Annotated in this window: 19 protein-coding genes; all 19 read left to right on the top strand. The window is 33.1% G+C overall.

Annotated features, from left to right (window positions below; translation table 11 throughout):
* Positions 1-176 precede the first annotated feature (176 nt).
* Positions 177-686 (top strand): hypothetical protein, encoded by a 510-nt coding sequence (locus tag ACIP9G_RS08505; RefSeq protein ID WP_340825258.1) that lies wholly within the window; start codon positions 177-179, stop codon positions 684-686.
* Positions 687-761: 75 nt separating this feature from the next.
* Entirely contained in the window at positions 762-1,232 is a 471-nt protein-coding gene (locus ACIP9G_RS08510; RefSeq protein WP_340825260.1) for a hypothetical protein, read from the top strand.
* A gap of 231 nt (positions 1,233-1,463) precedes the next feature.
* Positions 1,464-2,003: a hypothetical protein gene (locus ACIP9G_RS08515; protein ID WP_401018756.1), complete on the top strand. Its 540-nt coding sequence runs from the start codon at positions 1,464-1,466 to the stop codon at positions 2,001-2,003.
* Positions 2,000-2,773 (top strand): hypothetical protein, encoded by a 774-nt coding sequence (locus tag ACIP9G_RS08520; protein WP_340825262.1) that lies wholly within the window; start codon positions 2,000-2,002, stop codon positions 2,771-2,773. The genes ACIP9G_RS08515 and ACIP9G_RS08520 overlap by 4 nt, the downstream gene beginning before the upstream one ends.
* Before the next feature lie 22 nt (positions 2,774-2,795).
* Positions 2,796-3,794, top strand: coding sequence for a hypothetical protein (locus tag ACIP9G_RS08525; RefSeq protein WP_340825263.1), 999 nt, complete (start codon positions 2,796-2,798; stop codon positions 3,792-3,794).
* Positions 3,795-3,861: 67 nt separating this feature from the next.
* Positions 3,862-4,353, top strand: a complete 492-nt coding sequence (locus tag ACIP9G_RS08530; RefSeq protein WP_401018757.1) for a hypothetical protein — start codon at positions 3,862-3,864, stop codon at positions 4,351-4,353.
* A 163-nt stretch (positions 4,354-4,516) separates the two neighbouring features.
* Positions 4,517-10,891 (top strand): peptidoglycan DD-metalloendopeptidase family protein, encoded by a 6,375-nt coding sequence (locus ACIP9G_RS08535; protein ID WP_401018758.1) that lies wholly within the window; start codon positions 4,517-4,519, stop codon positions 10,889-10,891.
* The gene (locus ACIP9G_RS08540) at positions 10,891-11,487 is read left to right on the top strand and encodes a distal tail protein Dit (RefSeq protein WP_401018760.1); all 597 of its coding nucleotides are present in this window, start codon (positions 10,891-10,893) and stop codon (positions 11,485-11,487) included. Before ACIP9G_RS08535 ends, ACIP9G_RS08540 begins: the two co-directional genes overlap by 1 nt.
* Position 11,488: 1 nt before the next feature.
* Complete coding sequence (locus ACIP9G_RS08545) at positions 11,489-12,145, top strand: hypothetical protein (RefSeq protein ID WP_401018762.1); 657 nt, start codon at positions 11,489-11,491, stop codon at positions 12,143-12,145.
* 10 nt (positions 12,146-12,155) lie between these two features.
* Positions 12,156-12,797, top strand: a complete 642-nt coding sequence (locus ACIP9G_RS08550; protein ID WP_401018763.1) for a phage distal tail protein — start codon at positions 12,156-12,158, stop codon at positions 12,795-12,797.
* A gap of 23 nt (positions 12,798-12,820) precedes the next feature.
* Positions 12,821-16,585: a phage tail spike protein gene (locus ACIP9G_RS08555; RefSeq protein ID WP_401018764.1), complete on the top strand. Its 3,765-nt coding sequence runs from the start codon at positions 12,821-12,823 to the stop codon at positions 16,583-16,585.
* Positions 16,586-16,597: 12 nt separating this feature from the next.
* Positions 16,598-17,011: a PAAR domain-containing protein gene (locus ACIP9G_RS08560; protein ID WP_401018765.1), complete on the top strand. Its 414-nt coding sequence runs from the start codon at positions 16,598-16,600 to the stop codon at positions 17,009-17,011.
* Between the two features lie 26 nt (positions 17,012-17,037).
* The gene (locus ACIP9G_RS08565) at positions 17,038-18,201 is read left to right on the top strand and encodes a hypothetical protein (protein WP_401018766.1); all 1,164 of its coding nucleotides are present in this window, start codon (positions 17,038-17,040) and stop codon (positions 18,199-18,201) included.
* A 62-nt stretch (positions 18,202-18,263) separates the two neighbouring features.
* Complete coding sequence (locus ACIP9G_RS08570; protein WP_401018767.1) at positions 18,264-19,010, top strand: hypothetical protein; 747 nt, start codon at positions 18,264-18,266, stop codon at positions 19,008-19,010.
* 94 nt (positions 19,011-19,104) lie between these two features.
* On the top strand, positions 19,105-19,701 hold the full coding sequence (locus ACIP9G_RS08575; RefSeq protein ID WP_401018769.1) for a hypothetical protein: 597 nt from the start codon (positions 19,105-19,107) through the stop codon (positions 19,699-19,701).
* Positions 19,702-19,721: 20 nt separating this feature from the next.
* The gene (locus ACIP9G_RS08580) at positions 19,722-20,051 is read left to right on the top strand and encodes a hypothetical protein (protein ID WP_401018770.1); all 330 of its coding nucleotides are present in this window, start codon (positions 19,722-19,724) and stop codon (positions 20,049-20,051) included.
* Positions 20,052-20,067: 16 nt separating this feature from the next.
* Complete coding sequence (locus tag ACIP9G_RS08585; RefSeq protein WP_401018771.1) at positions 20,068-21,153, top strand: discoidin/SUN/FTP domain-containing protein; 1,086 nt, start codon at positions 20,068-20,070, stop codon at positions 21,151-21,153.
* A complete protein-coding gene (locus ACIP9G_RS08590) occupies positions 21,153-22,373 on the top strand; it encodes a hypothetical protein (protein ID WP_401018772.1) in 1,221 nt (406 codons plus the stop codon). Before ACIP9G_RS08585 ends, ACIP9G_RS08590 begins: the two co-directional genes overlap by 1 nt.
* A complete protein-coding gene (locus ACIP9G_RS08595; protein WP_401018774.1) occupies positions 22,374-23,543 on the top strand; it encodes a discoidin domain-containing protein in 1,170 nt (389 codons plus the stop codon).

Genomic DNA, 23,543 nt, shown 5'->3' on the forward strand with positions numbered 1-23,543 from the left:
ATTACCCTTAATAATTATTATTTGTATATCTCTATTATATAGGAAGAAACAATATAAAATTATATATTATAGGATTCTAATAAATTAATTAATTAAAAAAACGTTGAATTATTATTTACTGCTATTATAATATGAATAAGTGATATCTAATTTATTACATTAAAGGAGATGAAGGTATGGCCCACCAAACAGCTAAAGATACAAAATACAATCAGTTAGTATTATCAGATGAAACAGTAATTAAGGAATTATTGACGTTTAGGGGTTCGATAGATGATACGATGTTTAATGGAAATCAAGTAGGATGTACTTCGAGCACTTTAAAAATGAATACAGATGTTATCAGTTTATTCGCCGATTTAGATAAATTAATAAAAAAAAGTTTGGACGAAGAACAGATTGAATTACTTAAATACATAGCTAAAGACTTCTCTTATCATAAAATAGGACAGCTTTTAGAAATTCCTATTAAAACAGTTGGCCGAAGATTGAATACAATTTGTTCACGAATAAAACAAGAAAACGATCGACAATGGAGAAAAGTCGTATATACGCAAAAATTAAACTTAAAATCAAAACGATGTAGCAAATGCAAAGAAGTTCTTCCTGCTACGGATGAATTTTATAGTATAAACAACAGTAGCAAAGATTTATATCATTCACAGTGTAAAAAATGCAAAAAGTAATGCGAAATATATTTGGGCGAAAATAGTAGTTTTTAAGATACACTAGTCAACTTAATAAGTAGAAGGAGCAATCATATGAAACTACAATTACCTCACGCTACCGTAGAACTGAATTTAAATCTCCCGATAGAAGAAAGAGTTCAGTATGTAAGTTGTTTGTTAGAAAATGAAAAATTGATTTATAAAGGGGAAGAAATCTCTTTAGAGTTATATTTTAGCCTCACAGCAAATACATACAATACGTTAATTCTGTTAGACATGATAGGCTATTATATAACTAAAGGATATTTTACGAAAGAGGAATTATTATTAGAAGAAGAAAATTTAATATTTATTAAAGAGACGAAAAAGCGCAATAAAAGGCGTAGAGAAATTGCCAAGTTATTTAAAGGTCAAATAGCGCAGCATCGTTTGCAAGATAATTACGTATTGTCTCATTATAAACAAAAAGAAATTAAAAAAGGATCAATTCGACATAATACATTTTCTAATACTTCTTATTTAGAAGCAATCACATTTGGAATCGAAGAAGCAGAGGAAGATTAAATCCGATAAATGAATTAATACAAAATACATAATGAAATTTTCAAATGTATCTATGCACTTGCATGGATACATCATGAAGGTTTCATATTAAAAAAGTTTATCACATTAGTACATATCGAAAAATTAGAAATTAACAATATATAGTAGGCGGTGTTAATTAAATGAAATAATATAAAACACAAATTGAAACCTTCGAAATAAACCCTCTTTAGGAAGTGAGGACAAAGGAGAATGAAAATTGTAAATAATTTATCTAAGTTTTATCAACAATTGAAAAATGATGAAAAATTACTTCGTTTACTGTATTACTTGCCAAAAGATTCATTAGACGACCCGCTTGATGAGTCAAAATTGGAAATCTCTCAATTACCTAATAAAGATTTAATTATAAACAACATATTAGTTATTGGGGATAAAACAAGCGATTTAATAATAGATTCTGCGTTTTGTCGTATTTGTTTATATACTGGTCCACGAACACCTCAAAAACATTATCTCAAAACAACAAATCTTTTTACTGAAAACCCCTATTCTAGCACGCAGCAATATATTTTTGATATTTATACACCGAATACTATTAATAATGTAGATTTTCGACTTGATTGGCTCGGCGAATCCTTGAATGAAGCACTCTTTCAGGAGAATCTCATAGAGTTTAAAGAGTTAAGATTCTACAGTGGGATGCCGCTTTTAAATATGCCTGACGGTTTTGTAGGATATCGTTGGATTTTTACTATCCCTTCCAGCCAAAAAACACGAGGTTTAAAATGATGAGCATTTCAACAATAAAAGCATTTGGCAAGCCAACCCCCTATAAGGGACTCCATCTTCATCCTATTCGAATGGTAGATGCTGATGAATTTTATGATTGCGTGCAATGTTTACTCTTGCCTAAAAGCGACTTTCAAGAACCCGAAGTAATTAGAATGTCTTATTTCATGTTTCTCCTCGCCCTCTCCCAAAATAATGATGGTAAGGATTTAGTATCCAAGCTAATTGCTCTATATCGCTTAATCTTTAAAACAGAAAACATACAGTTAACGGTCAATGAAAAAGGCATGGCATTTATTATTGTCGACGGTATTTCATTACACGAACGTGATTTTGATAAAATCAAGACCATTATTAGCGAGCAAAACCTTATCGATTTAGATGATGAATTTATCGATCCAGGTACTAAAAAAGCGATTCAAGAGGCTCGAGCATTCATGGCAAAAAGGAAAACAAGACAAGCAGATATAGAACAGCAAATAGTAGCCTACCATTGTAAATCTGGGCTCCCCTACCACGAAATAAAAAACTTAACACTTTATCAATTTCATAAAGGGTTAATAAGAATGGATTATATGGTTAGTAGCGAAGCAATTTTAAATGCTCGTTATACAGGTATGGTTGAATTTAAAAATGAGCAAGACCTTCCTCATTGGTTAGGACATATAGAAGAACCGAAGAAAAATGAAGATGTCATTATGACAAAGACTGCATTCGATAAACAAATGAAACAGCTAGGACTTGATCCTAGTATAAATAAAAAACAATAATCTAAAAGGATGGTAATTTATTATGACACAACAAAATCAATTTTTAACTTCAGTAGCAAATGTACGTTTATTTGATCGTTTAACGGATGAATTAATTCTTAATGGGAAAACATTGTTAAATTCATCTATGACGCAAGCAATTCAAACACAAGCAATTCATGCAGGTAAAGGCTCTAAAAAAGTTTATGAGCTTAATTACCAAAAAGAATTAACATTCTCTATTGAAGACGCTGCATTCGATACTGCTTATATTGCTTTACAAAACGGGACAGAAATTAATCATCAATTAGCTGAATTCTACACTGATGAAATTATTCTACTTGATGAAAGTGGTAAAGGAACACTAGCTGACAAGCCTATTGGCAAAGTCCATGTGGAACAATTGAATGGGACATTCACACAATACGCTCCTACGGGTAAAGATATTTCTGTTCCAGCTTTAGCTGGCAAAGAAGTGCAAGTTGTCTATGCAGTACAGGAAATGATGGATACGATTGAAATCTCTGCTGATTCATTCCCGAAAGCTGTGCGTATGGAGTTAAATGTTGATATTCGTTCGAATAATGGGAAAACAGGTGAAGTCATTATTGAAGTGCCGAACTTTAAACCAAATGGTGCAGTTGAAATTTCAATGACGCATGAAGGGGTAGCTTCTTCTTCCCTAGCAGGTAGCTCACTGGCTGATAAAAAAGGAAACTACGCATACATTAAACTTCGCAATTTAACGGACGAAAAAGTACAAGTAACAGCACTAGCTTCAAATCCTTCACGTCTAGTTCTTGATTCAACCGTTCCAGGAGATTCACAACAAATCACTGTACTAGGTATTCGTGGTCCTGGTTACAGTAACGTGCTGTTACAAAACAGTGATTTAACTTGGACTTCAAAAAATTCAACAATTGCAAGTGTTGATACAAATGGCATCGTAACTTTAGGCGCAAGTGCGGCAACGAATGATCAAACAATTATTGAAGTAACAGATGGTACATATCTTGAAGCAATTACTGTTGATGTAATTTAAGTGAATTAATAAAAAAAGGGTAGAGAATAGTTCTCTACCCTTTTATTTCAATGAAGGAGTCGAAAAAATGGCTAAACGTGAAACGAAACTAACACTAGCAGATATTCAAAAGAATGCTGATGAATTAAATAAAAAACAAAAGTTTTACATTGATAAAAATCTTGGGAAATTTATTTATTACTACCCAAAGTTCAGTAGACGTAAAAAAACAATGTTAATTAATGATTTAGCAAGTACATTTAAATATGTTCAACAAAAAAACTTAGATTTCTTTAAAAATGACCATGAGCTTCAACACTATATCCTCTTTTTAATTATCAAACATTTTACTGAACTAAAAGCTGAACTGAAAGATAAATCAATTGAAACTCATTTTGCTACTATGCATAATCTAGTAGAAATTGGCTGGTATGACCTATTCCTATTGGAAATGTTCTCAGTACAAGAAATCTCAAATGTTCTCGAAGAAATTAATAAGCAATTAAATATCAGTATTCAGTTTTTAGAACTTGAAAAACAATTGATGAGTAAATTAGAACCCAATGACAAAATTCAATGAATTTAAATAGTTAAAATTTTGAACTACTCCCCTACCTTTTTAGGTGGGTATTTGAACATTTTAGGATATTTATATATTCATAGAAAATTTGATAAAGGAAGAATGCAGCAACTTTTATAGGCGCTGTATTTTTTGTTTATCTCATAATAGGAGGGAAAAACAATTGAGTACTAACGGTACACAATCAAATAAACCAATGGATTTATTAGTCGCACTAGGAGTCAATGACGAGGTTTCAAGAAAGAATATTAATACATACATAAAGAGATTAAAAAACATAAATACGCTTACGATAAACTTTGACGTAAAAGGTTTTAATACGACTTTATTTATGGAATATGAACAGCAAATTAATGCCCTTCAACAACATTTAGATACGTTAAACGTACAACTGCAAAATGTTGGAGCTGGATCATCCCCTACCCTTTCACAATTCAATGAATTCAAACAACAAATAACCACAACAGTAAAATCGATTGACAAGTTAAATGAAGCTATTGATGATAGCAATGTAAATGTGAAATCATTTTATAAACGTTTAGCAAGCATTCCTACTGGTGACCTACAATCATTAGAACAACTACTAAAGCAACTTAAAAGAGAAGTAGAAAAGGTTAATTCCAACCAAATTCAATTAAACGGCTTACAAGAAACACAACAAAGTCTGCAAAATCTCGAAACAACGTTATCTAATTTTTATGCATTATATAATGCCTATGCAAACAACACTGACTTCGAACAATTAGCTTCCCAAATCTCAGATTTAAATACACAGATCAATGACATACAATTCGGTGAAGGTTTCAATATCGCCGGCATTTCAGAAATCTCAAGCCAATTAGAAAACATTAATCAAGGTATTATGGAGTTTAGCAAAAATACGAAAGAGGCCTCACAAAGTTCTACTTCTCTTGGTGACACATTCTTAAAAGCAATAGATACGACTACCACACTGAAAGGGATCTTTGAAAATACGGAGAGAAGTGTAGGCACATTTGGAAAAACACTTTTATCAGCAACAGGTATCGGTTTAGGCTTTATGGCGGTAGATTTTGTTATAGGGAAAATCAGTGAGAGTATTGCAAAAGCAAAGCAAAAGGCAGAAGACTTAAAGGTAGCTCAAAAGGAAATTTTGAATTCCTATACTGAACATTCCACTGAAATAGATGGTCTGGTATCAAGATACGATCAGTTAGAGGATGCTATGGCATTGGGAAATACAGATGCATCCGTACTTGCCGAATATCGAGATATTTCTAATCAACTTGCAGAATTTTTACCCAATTTAGTTAATGGTGAGGATGAATTTGGCAATAAAATTGTTGGGTCCTCAGAAGCCTTAAAAGTAAAAATTGGTCTTCTTAAAGAACAACAAGTAATTGCCGCACAGCTAGCTGAACAAGCCGCTAATGATGATCGTGATGACAATATTAAAACGCGAAACAAAACCATTTCTAAACTTGAGTCAAAACAAAAAAATTTAGCGGAAGATGCTACTATTACCCTTTCCCATACTGCAAATTTCAACCCTAATTTATATGAAAAAGTTAACTTTAGGGATAGTAAAGGAAAACCTGCACTTAAAACAACAGAGGATTATGATAAAAAAATAAAAGATTTGACAAAGCTTCAATTAGATGCTGAGAATAATGGCGATAGTCAGCTAGCAGCTTACTATCAGAAATTAAACATTCAAGTAAAACACTTTAAAGAAGAAATTGTTAAGAACGAAAGAGAACTTAATCAGGAAGTTTTAGCACAAAAATCAGATTACATTGCTACTATTGCCCAAACCATAAGTGAAAACGATAAATTAACGGAAAGTGCAAAAAACAATGCAGAAGGTTTTGCAGCACAACTAATCGCTGCCACAGATACAAGTAATTTAAATACTTTACAAGAATCTTTAACAACCTTATTTTCTAACACAAATGCTAATTCATTCATAGCCGATATAACAACCGCCTTCCAAAACATGGAGAATGCGACTACTGACACTTTTGACTCAATGGCTAACGAAACAAAAGATAAAATTTCAACTATTAAAGGTGAGTTATCTAAATTAGGATTAAGTGAAGATGAAGTTGGAAGTATTATGGATTCTTTAAACGGTCATTTCAATGATACAATTACTACTCAAAAGAAATTATCAGTAGAAATGCGAGCAAATCATTTAACATTTGCAGAAGCAAAAGCAAAAACTTCTGAACTTAAAGATGAAGTAAAACAATTTCAAACGGTTTATGAACAATTGGCTGGTGTTGAAGAAAAACAAGTTAAACATACAGATGATTTATTATTTCAATATGATGCTTTAACTAAACAATTAGGAGACTATTCTGAACAAACATTAGGAGATATCTTAAACAAAGATGAGTTAACGACAGAGGAACAATTCTTAAGAGAAACTTTAAATAAAAGAATGGAGGTAATGAAAGAATTATCTGCCACCTATCCAAATTTATTAGAAAATGACTCCAAACTAATAGGTATCTCATCTGAAAAAATAAATGCTATCGAAAATGAAAACAAAGCATATGCCACGTTGCTGAAAGCCTATAAATTATATAATGATGAAAAACTAACTGACGATCAAGAAAAGACTGTCGCTTCTGCCCAATTGGCATTAGAGAGAATTAAAATTTTAAAAGCTGAGTTAAATGCAATTTTACTTGCCCGAGCTAGCTTACAAGAAAAATATGATAAAGAATTAGAGACTTTTAATAATAATAGTAAAAACGGCATAAAAGACGATGGCTATAGATTATACTCTATGTCTCGATTAGGGATGATACTGGATTCACAAGAATCTGAAAAAAATAAGGATTTAACTGATAAACAAAAAGTATTAAATGATACAACTATCGTTATTGAAAATATTATTGATACTGTTGAAAATTCTACAAAAGTATCCAAGTCTAGCAATAAAACAATCCAACAATCCACCTATATTACAGATACATATAAACAGTCACTAGAAAATTTAAATCTTGAAATTGAAAAGCAAGTAAAACTTCAATCTACCCTACCGAAACATTCTGAAGAATATCGAAAATCATTAGAACAGCAATTAAAACTAGAAAAAGATAAATTATCGATTATAGAAAAACAAGCTAACTCTATTCAATCCCAAGTCTCTTCATCAAAAATCAATAAAACCGGGATGATTACAAGCAATGAATCGGCATCAAGTACTGCCAAAAAAATAAGTGGATGGTCGGGTAAAATTACAAGTTCCTATGGAGGACGTCTAGATCCTATTACTGGTCAACCAGATAAACATTTAGGAATAGACATTTCAGCTAAAAAAGGGACACGATTAGAGGCAAACGTATCTGGTACAGTCGTAAAAGCAGGTAATGCAGTAAAAAATAAAGAACATGAATCCTATGGAAATATTGTAGTCATTAGAGACGATTCGGGTATTGAACACCTTTATGCTCATTTAGATAAAACGGTAGCAAAGGTTGGAGAATACATTCAAGCAGGAACTTATATTGGTGACACTGGAAAAGAAGGGAGGACAACAGGTCCCCACCTTCATTATGAAGCGCGTAAAAACGGTCAACAAATTGATCCAACAGCTTATTATAATAATGCAAACTCAGGCACTATACCTGATTCTTCTAACGTTGTTGCAACTGGACAACAAGCTATAGATCAAGCAAAATCTGAACTAATCAATTTGCAAATGGATATTTTAAATCAAAAAGAAGCCATTGCCAAATTAGAAAAGGAAATTATTGATGCGTACTTACTTCCGTTTGAATATAAGAAATCAAATTATGATAAATTTCTAGAAAATAGCGCTAATCGCTTAAAGAAATATAAAGAATCATCAAAGGAATACCGCAATGAATTAGATAAGCAAGCACAAGCATTAATTGAAAAAAAGAAAATTAATGTTGCTGAAATTGAGCAATTAAAACAATTTATTAATAGTGGCCAACTATCAGCTGCTGTCGTTGCAGAGTATACTGAAAAACTACATGAATTAGGTAAAATTAATAGCGAAATTGATTTTGCAATTGTTGATGTTGATACCTCGAAATTAGAATCGTATGTAAGTCTTGTTAATGATTTAATCAATTCCTTTGAAGATAAACGTAAAACGAAAGATTCCGCCCTTGATTACGAATATTTGGTTCTAAATGAACTCGATACTGCATCCCTCAAATATCAACAATCACTTGAAAAAATTAATACAACCATGCGTGAAAAACAAAATATTAATCGTCAAGAATTAAGTGATATTCAAAATCTAATGAATACGGGACAATTATTTGGCGAGGCATTAACGACAGCTAATGACAGAGGGACCGAATTAAAAAAGGATATTAAACAACTCCAGCTTGATATTCAAGATAATAATTATGAAATCATTGTCAATATTAAAACCCAATCTGATGTAGCTATTGCAGATATGCAATTTGAGAAAGACAGAGCAGAAGGAATTCGCAAAATGTATGAAGAAGGTTCTGCTGACTATGCCAAATATACTGATATCATGCTTAAGCAGCAAGAAAAGATTGCAGAGAAACATTTAGAAACAAGCAATAAGTTAGCTGAAGAATTGAAACAGAAAGATATAACCATTGAAAAATCCAAACAAATTGAAGACTTATTAAAAGCGGAAACTTTAGCTTATATTAATGCCACACTTGCTGTAAAAGATTATACAAAACAGCTTGAAGAAGCGAATAAATCCAAGTTAGAAAAAATTGCAAATGATTTAATTTCTGCATATAAAGATTATGTTCAAGAACGTAGAGATGAACATATGAAATTAATTGAAGATGAAATCAATCAAGAAAATAATAAACATGAGAAAATCATGAATAATCTTCAAGTTGAAATGGATTTATTTCGAAAGAATGTAGAGGATAAATTAAAACTTCTAGATAGACAAGAATCTGAACGTGATTATGAAATGGAAATTGGCGATATGGAAAAAGAAAGAAATAATGTCCAAAGTCAATATAATCTATTACTACTTGATAACTCACATGAAGCAAAATCTAAGCGAAAAAAACTGCAAGAGCAATTAGATGAACTTGATAAACAAATTGCCGAACGTAGACACGATCGAGAAATTGAATTACGTAAAGAGTCTTTAAATGATGCGCTTGAAACAAAAGAAGAAGAAATAGACGAAAAAACCAAGCTTCAAGAGAAAGAACATGAAAATGTCATCAATAATATTAACCGTGAAAAAGAATATTGGGAAAAACATTATAATGATTTACTTAATGATGAACGAAAGTTTGCACAATTAAGAGAAGACATTATGGATAAAAACTTTGATAAAATTACTGCGGATTTTCAAGGATATATTAATGAAATGAAATTAACGATGCCAGGATTAGCAGATACATTGGATGGCACGATGAAAACAGTAGGTTTTTCTATTCGTCAAAATGTTATTGACCAGCTACAAGAAGCATTAAATTTAATTGCTAAATTTAATGCTTCCCAAATTGAATCAAATGTTCCACCAGAAGGCTATAATCCGGCTATTGATAAAAATTATGGAAATGGTTCATCATCAAAAGGTAATTTATCTGAAGCAAACCTCAAAGTTTTACTAGGAAAATTTTTAACTGATAATGTTGCGAATATGTTGACAGGTGCTGCAAAGGAACAAGCTCATTATAAAGGTAATATTTATGGAGAAGCAGGTCACAACCAAGGTGCTACTATTTCTAAAAATACTAGTTTTGACTCAGCAATATCAGGACTAACTAATGCGGAGATGGAAACTTTAAAAGCATATTTTAAAGAACAATCTAATATAAGCGGCGGCGCATACACTGAATACTTTAATCAGTTTGTAAATGGTGGAGCTATAGGTGGAAATTCTGAAAATGCCTATAACAATGCTTCTAAATATGGTATTGGTACTTCACTTAGCGTAGGCGATTCTAGAGTGTTAACTGCTAAATACTTTAAAGATGTGTTAGTCAACCAAATTAGTGATCCTACACAGCAACAAATATTACGCAATACAGCTGATAATATGGCTAAAGCAGGTAGAGATCAAGGCTCAAAAATACAGACGAATGCAGGTTACAAAGAGATAACGAATACTTTAAATTCAATGCAGATATCTCAATTAAAAAATATGATGCAAAATTACGTGGAATTTATTCAAAACCCTAAATTACAAGATTATTTTCGAAGTCATATAGCATCATTAGATTCTGGTGGCTATATGAATTGGTCTGGTAGTGGTATTGATGGTAAAGGTGGCAAGGCAATCATCGCACATCCGAATGAAATTATGTTAGATTCTGCAGATACTAAAGGGTTGTTTAATTCAATCAACATCATGGATAAAATTTTGAGTAACCTCTCCCCTTCTTCATTGCTTCAGCCTGCAACATCCATGCTAAAATCTTTTCATTCTGAAGGGACTACATACGGCAACATCAACATCGAATTTAACATTGATAAAATGAATGGGGATATGAATGATCTCAATAAGTTTAGCAAAATGATTAACGACAACTTACTACGTAAGAAAGGAATGAGACCTTAGTGTTAGAATCAGTTCATTTTATGTATGATAATATTTCATCAAAAGATATGGGCGTTTATATTGGATGGTCTTCAGGTAATTTATTCGAAGAGAATTTTTTACCACAACGGCGTATTATCGAAAAGAAAATCGCTAATAATGAAACACCTTACTTTCAGAGAGTGGAACATGATCCACTCTCTTTTAAATTGTCTTTTTATCTTGATGATTGGGTAAATGAGCATGACTTAAGAAAAATTGCTCGTTGGCTCTTTCAGCCCTATTATAAACCACTAGTGTTTGATCATAATCCTAATCGAGTCATGTATGCACTTGTAGAAGGAGATTCTAGACTAATCCATAATGGCCTCAAACAAGGTTATGTCGAGTTAACAATCCGGTGCGACTCACCTTACAGCTATTCGCATGAACAAATACTAGATAAAATCGAGTTCAGAAAATCGAATAAGGGCTATTTACTTCAGGATGACATTACTACATTTGTGGAAGGTCAGTGTCATAATATGAAAATTACTTCAAACGGATTAACTATTGATGAACTAACGAATACATGGGGCACCTTGTATGCCAATACTTTAAAATGGAGTGACATTTAACTTGGAAACTACAACTAAATTAGACTTAAAAATTGTAACTGAGACTACCTTTGAACAGGATGATATTAAAGAGACCATTATTAACTATGGTGGAAATTTTACAAAGCTTGAACAATACTTAAAATCATCTACACAATCTATTGAGGATTTAAATGAAAATATTTTCTATTCAATCGGTCATGTAATATGGAATAAAACGCCTGCAATCGGTAGCCATATTGGGTGGGTTGCAACAAGAGAAGGCATCCATGCAAAATCGAGGAAAACGAACAAGGATTATATTGTTGGCGAGTTAATAAAAGCTGTACCTGACAATGGTGGTTTATATGAATGTGTAGTGGATGGCAGAAGTTCAACTAACTCCCCTACTTTTCTTACTGGATTAAATCAAGAGTTCTATGATACAAACGGCAACAATTGGCGCAGGGAGTATAACTATGAAGTGGGCGATATTGTTTACCCTACCAATGGTAGCAAACAATACTACTACATTTGCGAAACAGCAGGATTATCTTCAACAGTTGAACCTGAATGGGCTTCAATTCAAAATGGGGTCACTTCCATTGATGGCTCTGTCGTTTGGCGTAAAGCAAAAACAATTAAATGGAAACGGATCGGCAGCAGTTGTGAATTTAGACCGTTTGGCAAAATAGAATAGAGGTGCTTACATGAAAAAATGGAGTTCAATTTTAAACGTAAAGGGCTCTTATATCTCTAAAATTCATTCAATTACAAATAACGCCCAAAAATATTTTACTACGATTGCCACAAATATTTTAAATGTCCATGCACAACAAGTCGAATTTTATTATTCAGTTTCATACGATGCAGTCAATTGGACAAAATGGCAGCCATTAAATTTATATAGTACAGATTTAGTAGATCAATACGGACTTCAAGGTTTGGCATTTCGCTATAAAATTGTTATGAGTGCTACGCAAGAATATCAAAAGCCATATATTCAGGCATTTTCTATTAATTTTGACCCATGTGCCGTTGTAGAAAACTTAGGTGATTTTAATATTAAGCCTAAGCTTTGGATTACAAAAACAAATGGCAATGGATCAATCGAAATCATAAATACGATGACAAATCAAAAAATGCAATTAGAAAATCTAATCGATAATGAAGAAGTTTATATTCATTGTCAGAAAGAAGAAATCGTGTCAAATAGACAAAATTCAGGTATCTATCGCTATGATGATCATAATGATGAATTTTTAGAATTACTAGTCGGAAACAACTACATTAAAGCAAACGGTGATTTTGATATGCGTATTAGGTATCAGCATCAATTTATTCAACAATAATTTCAGTGAAAGGAGGTGATAAAGTGAATATAGGTGAAATTAATTATGATTTAAAAACAGTTAAACCTAGAGTTTTCCTATGCCGCCCTGATAAAAAGACAATCGCACCACTAAGTGAAGCCTATGATATTAGCTATAGTACAAAACTATCGGTATTAAATGAACTATCATTTAAGATTCCAACTGTTATTTTTCAAGACGGTGTGCCAATGGACAATAAAAATATACAAGCGATTAAAAACCGTTATTTATTTAAACTGAAATTTGGTCCTATTACTGAATACTTTCTATTAAATGAATCGAACAAATCGTATAGTGATGATGAATATATACAGTATTCTGCCCTATCGTTAGGTGTACAATTAAGTGACAAAAATATTAGAGACTTCGAGGTAGTTAGTAAAACACTTGCACAAATAGCTACAGAAATATTGTCTTCTACTAATACGAAATGGAAGATTGGTTATGTCGATAGCTTTTTCGAAACGTATCGAAGCTACGAAGTATCCTCTAATAATATATTAGAAATAATTTATGATTTAGCAAACCTATGGAATGCACTTATTGTGTGGGATACGATTAAATGTGAAATACACTTCTATAGACCTGATAATATTGGTAACAATAAAGGATTTTACATTCGGGATGGCAAATATTTAGAAAGCTTTAATCTGTCTACCAATACGATTGATACAATCACTCGATTAAAGGTATATGGTCAAGAAGGTCTAACTATTCATCGCTTAAATCCAACAGGCCAGTCTTATTTAGAAGATTTTAGATTCTACCTTTATCCTTTTAAACAAGAAAATGGAGTCGTCGTTAGCCATTCAGAATATTTGAGTGATGAGCTTTGCATAGCATTAGAAGATTACCATACATTAGTTGATTCATTAGCAGAAAAGTTTACGTATTTAACTACAGTAATCACAACACAAACAGCGATTATTCAAACAGAAAATCAACGACTCAGCACTTTAATTACACAAAAAGTCATTATAGAGGATGAATTAGATTTATCTAACGCCAATTTTCAATCCACCTCCCCCGCACACTTGGATATTATTAATCGATTAGAAGTAAAAAGAAATGAAATTTCCAATCAAGAAGCATTTATTCGAGAATTAAATTATCAACTAAAAAACTACGAAGATGAGTTGGATCAATTAAGAAATCAATTACAAAGAGAAAATAATTTCTCTAATGAACAGCTAGCTGAGTTATCTAATTTTGAAATTGAAAAAGAATATACGAATGACTCAATTGTCGATGATCAAGATTTATTAGAAGAAGCGCAAGAAATTTTTAGGCAAAACTTAGAGCCTAAAATTAAATTAGATATGAATATCATTGATTTTTTAACAGTCGTAGAATGTCAAAATGATTGGGATAAGCTCAATTTAGGTGATATCGTTTCTGTCCGTTACGATCGATTACAAGTAGATATTAAAGCTAAAATAATGGAAATTACATATGACTTTGAAAGAGAAAGCATTTCGGTTATTATCACCAACGAAATTGATGAAAAAAATACTTGGTTAGAGCAGCTTAGCAAAGCTGGTAATACCTCTACCCTCGTCCAAATGGAAAAATGGAAATGGAATCTTTCCGAAAAAAACAACGGGGCCATCAATGACATCATTAATAATAAATGGGATTCATTAAAAAATGCAGTAATGGCAGGCTATAATCAGCAAATTGAAATCAATGAACGTGGTATTACTGTAAAAGATTTAACGGATCCTTTAAGCTGGCTAGTCATCCAAAATGGATTTTTAGCAATCACAAACGATAATGGAAACTCGTGGAAACATGCTATTTCGAAAGATGGTATATTTGGCGAGCGAATTTTCGGTAAGATTATTTCTGGTGTGAATTTAATCATCGAGGATGAATCAGGTATTTGGCTGACACAAGGTTCACGTACAACAATTTATAATCGGAACGGTGATGAAGTAATGCGTTTGGGGCTAGTGACAGATGAGCCAGACCCAGAATGCTTTGGATTAACTTCATGGAATGATATTACGAAGGTTGCTATTACAACTTGTGAAGGATTTTCAGTTAGTCAAAAAGACGGTGATGCATGGAAGAAAATTTTATGGGCGAATACAGACGGAACATTATATTCTCGAAACATGGTAGCTGAAAATATTAAAATCGTAAATAACCTTGACCAATTAATTTTAGATGCTGAAAATAATTATTTTGATATTGGTTTATTTGACAAAATTGTTGCAGATGGAAAATTAACGACGCTTGAAAAATTGGAGCTTATTAAAGAATTATATAAAATTCACTCCGACTACCAGCTACTACTTCAACAAGCACAAAAGTATATACGAAGTGAACGAGATAATGAGACAGATGTAAATGGCCCGTTTGATACAACTACCCAAACCTTCCCTACTGTCTATTCGATAACAGATCGATACTCAACAAGCAAGGTTAAAGAAGTATATTTGACATTAATGAACTACATTGCTAGCTACATCAAAATCTTAAAGAACGGTTATCTTGAGTCTCAAAACTTAGAAATTGATATGACAGACCCCCTTACTGAATCCACGAGCCCTATTGAAGATCGTGGCTTTTTTGTGCAAAAGTTTAAAGACTATTACGATGAAGCAACACGTTTACGACAAGCAATCGAAGACTCCCTGTTTTATTCTGGCATTCATATGGGTTCTTATAATAATAATTTAATCATGAATGAATTTGGGTTTATCGCTGTTCGAAATGATGGCAAATACCGTGCTTTCCTCAATGCGACAAATGGTCTTGCCCTGCAAAAGTGGGAAAATAATCAATGGGTAAGTAAATTATTTGCTACACTCGGCGACAAAAAATGGGAAGACGGTACCCTTTACGCTGACGGACTAGTCACAAAAAATCTTCGTATTGTAGACGGTGATTTAGGTGATGCCATAACACTTGATTGGGACAAAGGTATTACGATTTATGGAAAAAACGATGAAATTATTCGACTAAATGCCAATGAAGCCATTTCTATTTATGTGAAGGATGATAAAAAATTTTACGTTGGTACTGATGGCAGACTTTATGCAAAAGATATAACCACGCATAATCTTAAAATTGTTGACGGGTCTTTAGGAGAGAAAATCATTTTCAACCAAACTGAAGGCATTACAATCAAAGGGAATAACGGCGAAGAAATACGCTTAAATGCTAATGAAGGAATAGCCATTGATGCCAAAGGTGACAAGCGTATTTGGATTGGTAAAGATGGGCTTATTTACGCGAAAAAGCTTCTAATTATGGGAAGTGATAGCGATGAAATTATTAAAGATGTGGATGGCAGCTATATTTCAGATTTAACCGTCAATAAATTAAAAACACTTAATTCCAATCAACCACAAGACTTTATTCATATTAAGGACAATTTCTTTAAAATTAAAACTAATTATGGAGGTGCCGAAAAAGATAAGCTTACGATTACAGTAAAAGAAACAGGAGATGCCGCTTACCCACATATGACTTGGGGTGCTGGCGGTGATACAGGCTCAGGGAATAATGTTGCCTACCAGTACAAAAAAAGTGATGGTTTTTATTTTGATTATGTAGGCACTGATGGCCAAAAACGAGAATTTGCACTTAAAAATGGCGATGAATCTATTTTAATGAAAACACCTCATTCTATGAACTTTGATGGAAAAAACATCAATTTCAAAGCTTCCACTGCAATTACTTTAGCCGTAGGAGAAAACAAAATCATCATAAATGGTGAGGGCGTTAAAGTGAATGGTACTCGAATCAACTTAAACTAAGGAGGCGATAGCATGCCTGAAGTAGCAACAAAAGGCGCAAAAATACAAAATAGTATTGCTCCAAATCATATCCGAATAAAGAAACTGAATCCTGATACTATTCCCCCTTACTCCTCCTATTTTTATGATTACATTAACGCAACCATTGAAGGAGAAATTAGTGAAGGCAGTACCAATGTATTTGTCAATGGAAAAGAAGTGGCGTTCTCAGGCGCAAAAACAACCGAAAGAGATGATTATCAGCTTCCTGGTGGTTGGTCTTATGATAGCGGTGCTCATACAAGTACGAATGGTTCAGTTAAAAATGGCAGCCCTACTGTTTTTATTAATGGGAAACCATTAGCGAGAAAAAGTGATTCGATTGAAACGCACGCTGGCTCAAGTGCAATCATTACTGACGGCTCTAGCAACGTCTTTGCTAATTAAAAAAAAGCAAGAAAGAAGGTGATACATTGTCATTACCTATTAACTATTTAGAATTTAATAACCCTATCCATATCGTTTGGAGAAAAGGTTCACCTAGCGACCCTTTTATCGATAGACTGGATATTGCCCGTGTAGTAAATCAACGTGTGTGCTTATTAGAAATTCCTTATGAAATGTTTAAGGTGCGTATTGCAGATATGTTTGAAATAAACTACGAAGCATTTATTAAACATAACCTTAGTCATAATGAGTTTTATGTTGACTATACGAATGGCTTTGTTTATTTCCATCAATCAAAAGAAGCTGAGACACTTTCAATTATTTATAAAGGAAGAGGCCTTATCCTCTACCCTTCCACACGTATCATTCATTATGATGGTACAACTGCGACTGAATCATTGCATGACATTATTGAAAAAAGTAAATCACAAGTACAGGAATTAATTGATCGTACAGATACTTATGAAAATTATTTAAAGCGTCTTGTGATCGCCATTAACGATGCTAATAGTGCAACAGACCAGGCATTAATCGCAACACAAAAAGCGCAGGATGCCACAGAATTAGTCAAAGATGCGTATGAAACGACTGTATTAATTTATCAGCCTTATGTTAATACATATAACGATATTGCAAAAAAATATCCATACCCTGAAGTTGGCTGGACAACACAAGTTTTTGATACAGGTATACGTTATCGTTGGAACGGAAAAGATTGGATCCCCATTGATGCATTAGGGGGAAATATTCCTTTAGCCAGTGAACTATTAAACGGCTTAATGAGTAAAGAACATTATATTAAATTAAAAAGTATTACGGAATTTGTTAACGATAAAACGATGGTATTTGTTATCCCAAAAGATATTTTAGAAGGTGCGCAAGACCCACATATTGTTTTTGATTATGCTGGCGAAATTGTCGAAATCAAAGCTTCCGTTTCATCAATAGGCTTAGAACCAACCCCTATTCGTGTACAAAAATCAGCTAACTTCACAGATTGGTTCGATGTAACCGATAACCCAGTAATGATTAGAGAAAACAATAATCTTGATGATCAAACTCATACTTTAACAGCACATACTGTGGAAAAAGGTGATATTTTCAGATTATATATCCCCTCCTTCTCTGTTGATGCCCAAAATTTATCAGTCAATGTCAAAATCATGTTAAACGACTCTTTAAACTCTTAGTGAGGCTTAAAGAGTTTTTATTATATAAAAAACAAAATGAACTAGAAAGTAGGAATTTATTTATGTCTAACTATCCAATCGTATCATGGTATGAAGGTACAAACGAAACATCAAAAGAAGTCAACTACACAGTAGACTACAAAACTGTTGATGCTGCTTCCCAATCAGATACAAAGATATTCTATATTTGGAACAACCGAGGGGGAACAACCGATGCACCTAAAATGGAAGAAGTAACATTTACAACACGTGACCGAAGTGGTGGAACAGGCGATTTAGAAGGAAAGATTGTAGAAGCTGTAAAAGACAATTGGTTCCATGTCCGTGTTGATAGCCTATCAGAGTCCCGTTTCTTACCTGTTGGTAAAGGTGGAAATCCTCTTAATCCCTTTGGTACTAAGGATTTAGGCACAAACGGTACTACAAAAAATATACACGCTGCAACTGCACAAGTTTGGTCTGCAGGAACAGAAATGACACTAGATGCTTATGTTCAACCAACGTCAAATAATAATTATATTTATAAAGTATCGAAAGCAGGAACGACAGGCGCAACACAGCCCCCATGGCCAACTGTAGAAGGCAACGCTATTATGGATGGAACAGTAGAATATTTGGCAATTAAAATTGATAAAACGCCAAAGGCTAAAGAAATTTTAGGTTTAGCCAATGTTACCAATGATGCAGGAACAAACGCTGACCTAGCAGGTGGTAACTTTGTTAAGATTTCTGTTTATGCTGATGTTCCGATGAATGCGTCTGCAGGTAAAAACCAATTAATGCAACGTGTATCTTATCGTTACGTATAAAAAATAGAATAGTTTAACAGGGTAAGGGCCAGTCCCCTACCCTTTTTTCATACAATAAAAAACACTTCAATGCAATGAAGGAGATAGATAAAACATGTTATTCACAACTGCCGAAAACTATCAAGCCATTAATCTTCCCTTTAATTGGAACGCTGATTACGCCAATGGTAAAAACTTCGCTGAGTATGATTTACTTACGCATAAAAAAAATGATTTTTATTTAATTCAGAAAAACCAGGTCATTCGTTTTGGTTTGTTTGGGCAAAGGATGAAATTTTATTTTGAAATGTCAGATGGCTCCTTCAACATAAACGGTAGAAAAATTGAAATTGCTTACGTAGAGGAAGATGGCAAAACTTATCCTTTAACAACTAACTTCGAACAAAAAGACCTTATCACATATAAAGAAGCCTTTACTGATTTTAGTAGTCAACAAGGTGTTCAACGTTCGAATATCAAATCGATACATTTTGGCTATAAAACAAATTATAAAAAAGATGATATACAACTGTTTTTCCAGCCTACTGTAGCTTTGCCCTTTAACGAGCGTGCTTTCATTGAAGTAAAACTCACTTCGAATAAACCAATGAACGGTTATTTGCTATTCCAATCAAACGGAACAGAAGTGGGACGCTTTTACGCTCCATTGGCAGCTAATAGAGTTGGGCAAATTAACTGGATCATTAAATAATTCACGAAAGGAAGAATGTAATGAAACGATTTTGGCTGCAACTACCTGAAAAAAGCAATGTTTTGGAGATTACGGCATCTAACAATAAGTTTTCATTATTTGAATCATCCACTGAACGTAGCTACACAATAGCCGTAGGAAAATACACATTAGAAAAGCTAATCGAAATGTTTACACGTGAAGGCTTAGTTGCCAGAATTGGGCAGATAAATGCAGATAAAAAAGCTAAATTTCTTGTATTGTTTTTAAATCCATCATTTACGAACGTTAATGGAAACTTTATTTCGTTCATTGGTGGAATAGAATCAATTGATGCAGGAGATAGACAAGAAGAAAGTATTATTCATTAAGAAAGGAGGATGCTCTATGTCGTTAATAGGCGGTAATCTGGAGAAAAAAGAAATAGGTCTAGCTCTCGGTGTATCTGGAACTTATAAAAATACTGAAATAGACAAGACAACTGGACATTTGCGATTAACACAAATCGATGTGGATAGTACAGAAAACCCAATCTATGCAGCAGAAGGCAGCTGGACTTCAGATGTAATCAATCTCGGTGATATATTCAACAGCTACGAAAAAGTATTTACAACAAATACTACGATTGGCTCAAGCTCTTTTGCAGTATTAACTAGAGTTTCAGATAACGGTGCGAATTGGTCAGATTGGTTACCACTTGCAATGGACGGAACAATTCAGTCTGATATGAAACAGTACATTCAAGTAAGAATCGATTTATTTGCAGGGTTTGTGTCGGATATATTTATTATTGCTAAGGGGGATTTTGAGGATAACCCATATGTTAAAGAATATGAAGGCAAAAGTGGTGCTTATGTTGTGCCTAAATTAACTTCTAATACATCATCACGAATAGGCTTTGCTTACTCTGAGACAGTATTTAGTCCAACCTACCCTGCTTGGAGAGCCTTTAGTCAAATTGATAATTCAGAAAGCTACATTGCACTAACTGGTGCTACTAGTGGCTTTTTAGGATTCTTTTTCAATGACAAAGTTAAAATTAACAAATATAAAGTTAGAAGTATGGCAGGTGCTTATTTAAACTCCATGCCCAAAAATTGGGTGATAGAAGGAAGCTTAAATACAACTGATGGTATTAATGGTACTTGGATCGAACTAGACAAAAGATCAAATCAATCCTGGTCAACAAACAATACGGACAAAGAATATGAGTTCTTCAATAATAAAAAGTACAGGGCATATAGAATAAAATGGACTGCTAATAATGGCCATGGTTCATATACGGGAATAGGCGCATTAAACTTCTTCCAACCCTCTGAGTCAGCACTAGGCTTAAATAGGAAATATAGTTTTGAGATGCGTTTAGAGCCTACGTGGAGAGAATCAGGGAGTGTTTTTAGAAAAGAAATCCCGCGTAATAAGTGGGTTAGAATTGACAAATTTGACATAAGAAAAAAAGAAGGTGAAAACTAATGGCAATTACAAGTATTCCTATTGGTGCGAAACCTCCAGCAAAATTTAATTATATATCTTCATATAATATTATTACCCCCTACAGCGGAACAACTTCTCATAATGCTACCCCTGAGCAACTTAGAACTCTCTTGCATGATGGTGTAACAATAAAAACAGGTGCTTATGGTACTACATTGTTTTATGGTTCATCAACGTATATTGAGTTTCAGGTTTATGAACGATGTAAGTTTTGGGCCACAAGTGGTGTATATAGTGATAGTGGAGGCAGTACAGGTAAAGACTTGAACATTTATAAATACAATGAGGGCACAGGAACTTACGTTCTTTACGAGACTGCAAAAACTACTTCTACAGAAGATTGGTATATATTATCAAATTTACTAACTATAGGAAAATATAGAATTAATGCAGCTGTAAATTATATTCAATTCAACGAGTTTTATTTTGAATCAATTTCTGAGCAAAAATCATTTATTGCACAAAATGATGGTTATAAAGTATTCAATGAAACAATTAAATCACAAGTTGCTGAGAATAAAGTGCCACTTATGACAAGTAATATAACACCTCAAGGTTTGGCTAATGCTAATGCCTATTGGGGTACAGGTTATGAGCCATACAAAGCGTTTAATAGAAGCAAAACAAATGCAGCTATAAATGGTTGGGCAACCCCTAGTAATACATCTAAAGGTTGGTTGTCCTATACTTTTCAGAATATAGTTTATATTGAAAAATATGTAATTACACCTAGAGAAGCTGTCTATGCACCTATTAGTTGGATAATAGAAATAGATAAAGGTGATGGAATCTTAGAGGTTATGGATACAAGAACAAATGTAACTTCCTGGTCTGATAGTACAGATATTACTTTTACTTTATCAAAACCTTTCAAGTGTAGAGAATTCAGAATCAATGTTTTTGACAGTAATGGTGGTGGAATCACTATTATCCAAAACATGGAGATTCACTCTGCTCAAATGAACACAGTATTATCTAATTGGTCAGCTATGTCCTCTTCTCTACCTAGTCTTGTTCAATTTAAAGAGCGTGGAATGTTATTGCCTAATCTTGAAAGAAAAGTACAAACATTAGATCCTATTAAAATGGATAAAAGAAATGATGTTATAGATACTGGCGATATTGGTTCTGTATTCAGTAAAACAATTGATCTAAAAAAATATATTGATCTTAGAGCTATAACTGTAGAGGTGAAATAAATGGCAGGAACTTCAAGACCTCTTGAATCACAATTAAATAATAAAGATGAAGTAGGCTATAAGATACATGGCTATGTATTATATGATCCTGCTGAAAATCTGTTTAATGGTGGTTTCACTAATATCGCTGTTGCCCCATTTGCAGGAACAGTTAGTAGAACAGGAACTGCTTTTGCTTATTGGTATGAAGCCAACCATTATTTAGATATTGAGTTTTATGATGATGTTAGAATTTGGGATTGTGGGTATTCTAGTTCTTCTTATTGGGGGGCGCTAGATGTGTTTGATAATAAAAATGGTGTGTTAGGTGGTAAAGTTGGTATTTTATCTGCTTACAGTGGAACATTTGACTCTGGTAATCCAAATTGGGTTATGATTGGTACTCTAAAAAAAGGTAGATATAAAATTACTAGAGGTACTAGTTTAAGAATTTCTCATGAATGGTATCTTGAGTTAAACACTAAGAATAAAACAATTCTTAAAGCCAACAGCAAACTTTATTCTTTATCTACTGTTGAGACATGGTATGAAACTAAAATGACCTCAAATACCGCACCTTCTCCATTGGTGGCAAGTTCTAGTACATTTTATAATTCTACATACTTTCCATTCAAAGCGTTCAATGGAACGAATGTTTCAGGAAATTATGACCAATGGTTAACACAATCAGGGGTTTTATTTGGTTGGATTCAATTAGACTTCGGTGTAATTACAAGGATAAATAGATTGAAATTAGGAGCGAGTTCAGACTATCTAACTGCAAATCCTAAAAACTTTAAAATTCTCTACTCTAATGATGGCATTAACTTCAAGGTTGCTAAATCTATAGAAAATCAAACTAATTGGAAAGCGAATGAATATAGAGAGTTTTCATTTAATGCGATTAATGCTAGATATATTAGAATTGATGTTTCAGAAAACAATGGCGGCACTAGCTATCTTGCAATAGGAGAAATAGTTTTCGGCTTAAAAACTAACGATATAACAGAGTTTTCGGAGTTATCAGTTAACAATTTTATAAAACATGGAGTAACTACATCATCAAGTATAAACCAACCTATTTTTTGTAAAAACTATAGCTTTCAAGCGAATACACGAAAAAATGAAAACAATCTTGTTGTCAAATCTACCAATAGAAAACCACTAAGCATAAGTCTTAAAAATATTTAA

The sequence above is a fragment of the Lysinibacillus sp. NPDC093197 genome (assembly GCF_044754025.1).
Classification (GTDB): Bacteria; Bacillota; Bacilli; order Bacillales_A; family Planococcaceae; genus Lysinibacillus.

What these genes read in the sequence shown, in the direction of transcription:
- ACIP9G_RS08505 (WP_340825258.1), top strand. Translation starts at nt 177, where the DNA reads ATGGCCCACCAAACAGCTAAAGATACAAAATACAATCAGTTAGTATTA.
- ACIP9G_RS08510 (WP_340825260.1), top strand. Translation starts at nt 762, where the DNA reads ATGAAACTACAATTACCTCACGCTACCGTAGAACTGAATTTAAATCTC.
- ACIP9G_RS08515 (WP_401018756.1), top strand. Translation starts at nt 1,464, where the DNA reads ATGAAAATTGTAAATAATTTATCTAAGTTTTATCAACAATTGAAAAAT.
- ACIP9G_RS08520 (WP_340825262.1), top strand. Translation starts at nt 2,000, where the DNA reads ATGATGAGCATTTCAACAATAAAAGCATTTGGCAAGCCAACCCCCTAT.
- ACIP9G_RS08525 (WP_340825263.1), top strand. Translation starts at nt 2,796, where the DNA reads ATGACACAACAAAATCAATTTTTAACTTCAGTAGCAAATGTACGTTTA.
- ACIP9G_RS08530 (WP_401018757.1), top strand. Translation starts at nt 3,862, where the DNA reads ATGGCTAAACGTGAAACGAAACTAACACTAGCAGATATTCAAAAGAAT.
- ACIP9G_RS08550 (WP_401018763.1), top strand. Translation starts at nt 12,156, where the DNA reads ATGAAAAAATGGAGTTCAATTTTAAACGTAAAGGGCTCTTATATCTCT.
- ACIP9G_RS08560 (WP_401018765.1), top strand. Translation starts at nt 16,598, where the DNA reads ATGCCTGAAGTAGCAACAAAAGGCGCAAAAATACAAAATAGTATTGCT.
- ACIP9G_RS08570 (WP_401018767.1), top strand. Translation starts at nt 18,264, where the DNA reads ATGTCTAACTATCCAATCGTATCATGGTATGAAGGTACAAACGAAACA.
- ACIP9G_RS08575 (WP_401018769.1), top strand. Translation starts at nt 19,105, where the DNA reads ATGTTATTCACAACTGCCGAAAACTATCAAGCCATTAATCTTCCCTTT.
- ACIP9G_RS08580 (WP_401018770.1), top strand. Translation starts at nt 19,722, where the DNA reads ATGAAACGATTTTGGCTGCAACTACCTGAAAAAAGCAATGTTTTGGAG.
- ACIP9G_RS08585 (WP_401018771.1), top strand. Translation starts at nt 20,068, where the DNA reads ATGTCGTTAATAGGCGGTAATCTGGAGAAAAAAGAAATAGGTCTAGCT.
- ACIP9G_RS08590 (WP_401018772.1), top strand. Translation starts at nt 21,153, where the DNA reads ATGGCAATTACAAGTATTCCTATTGGTGCGAAACCTCCAGCAAAATTT.
- ACIP9G_RS08595 (WP_401018774.1), top strand. Translation starts at nt 22,374, where the DNA reads ATGGCAGGAACTTCAAGACCTCTTGAATCACAATTAAATAATAAAGAT.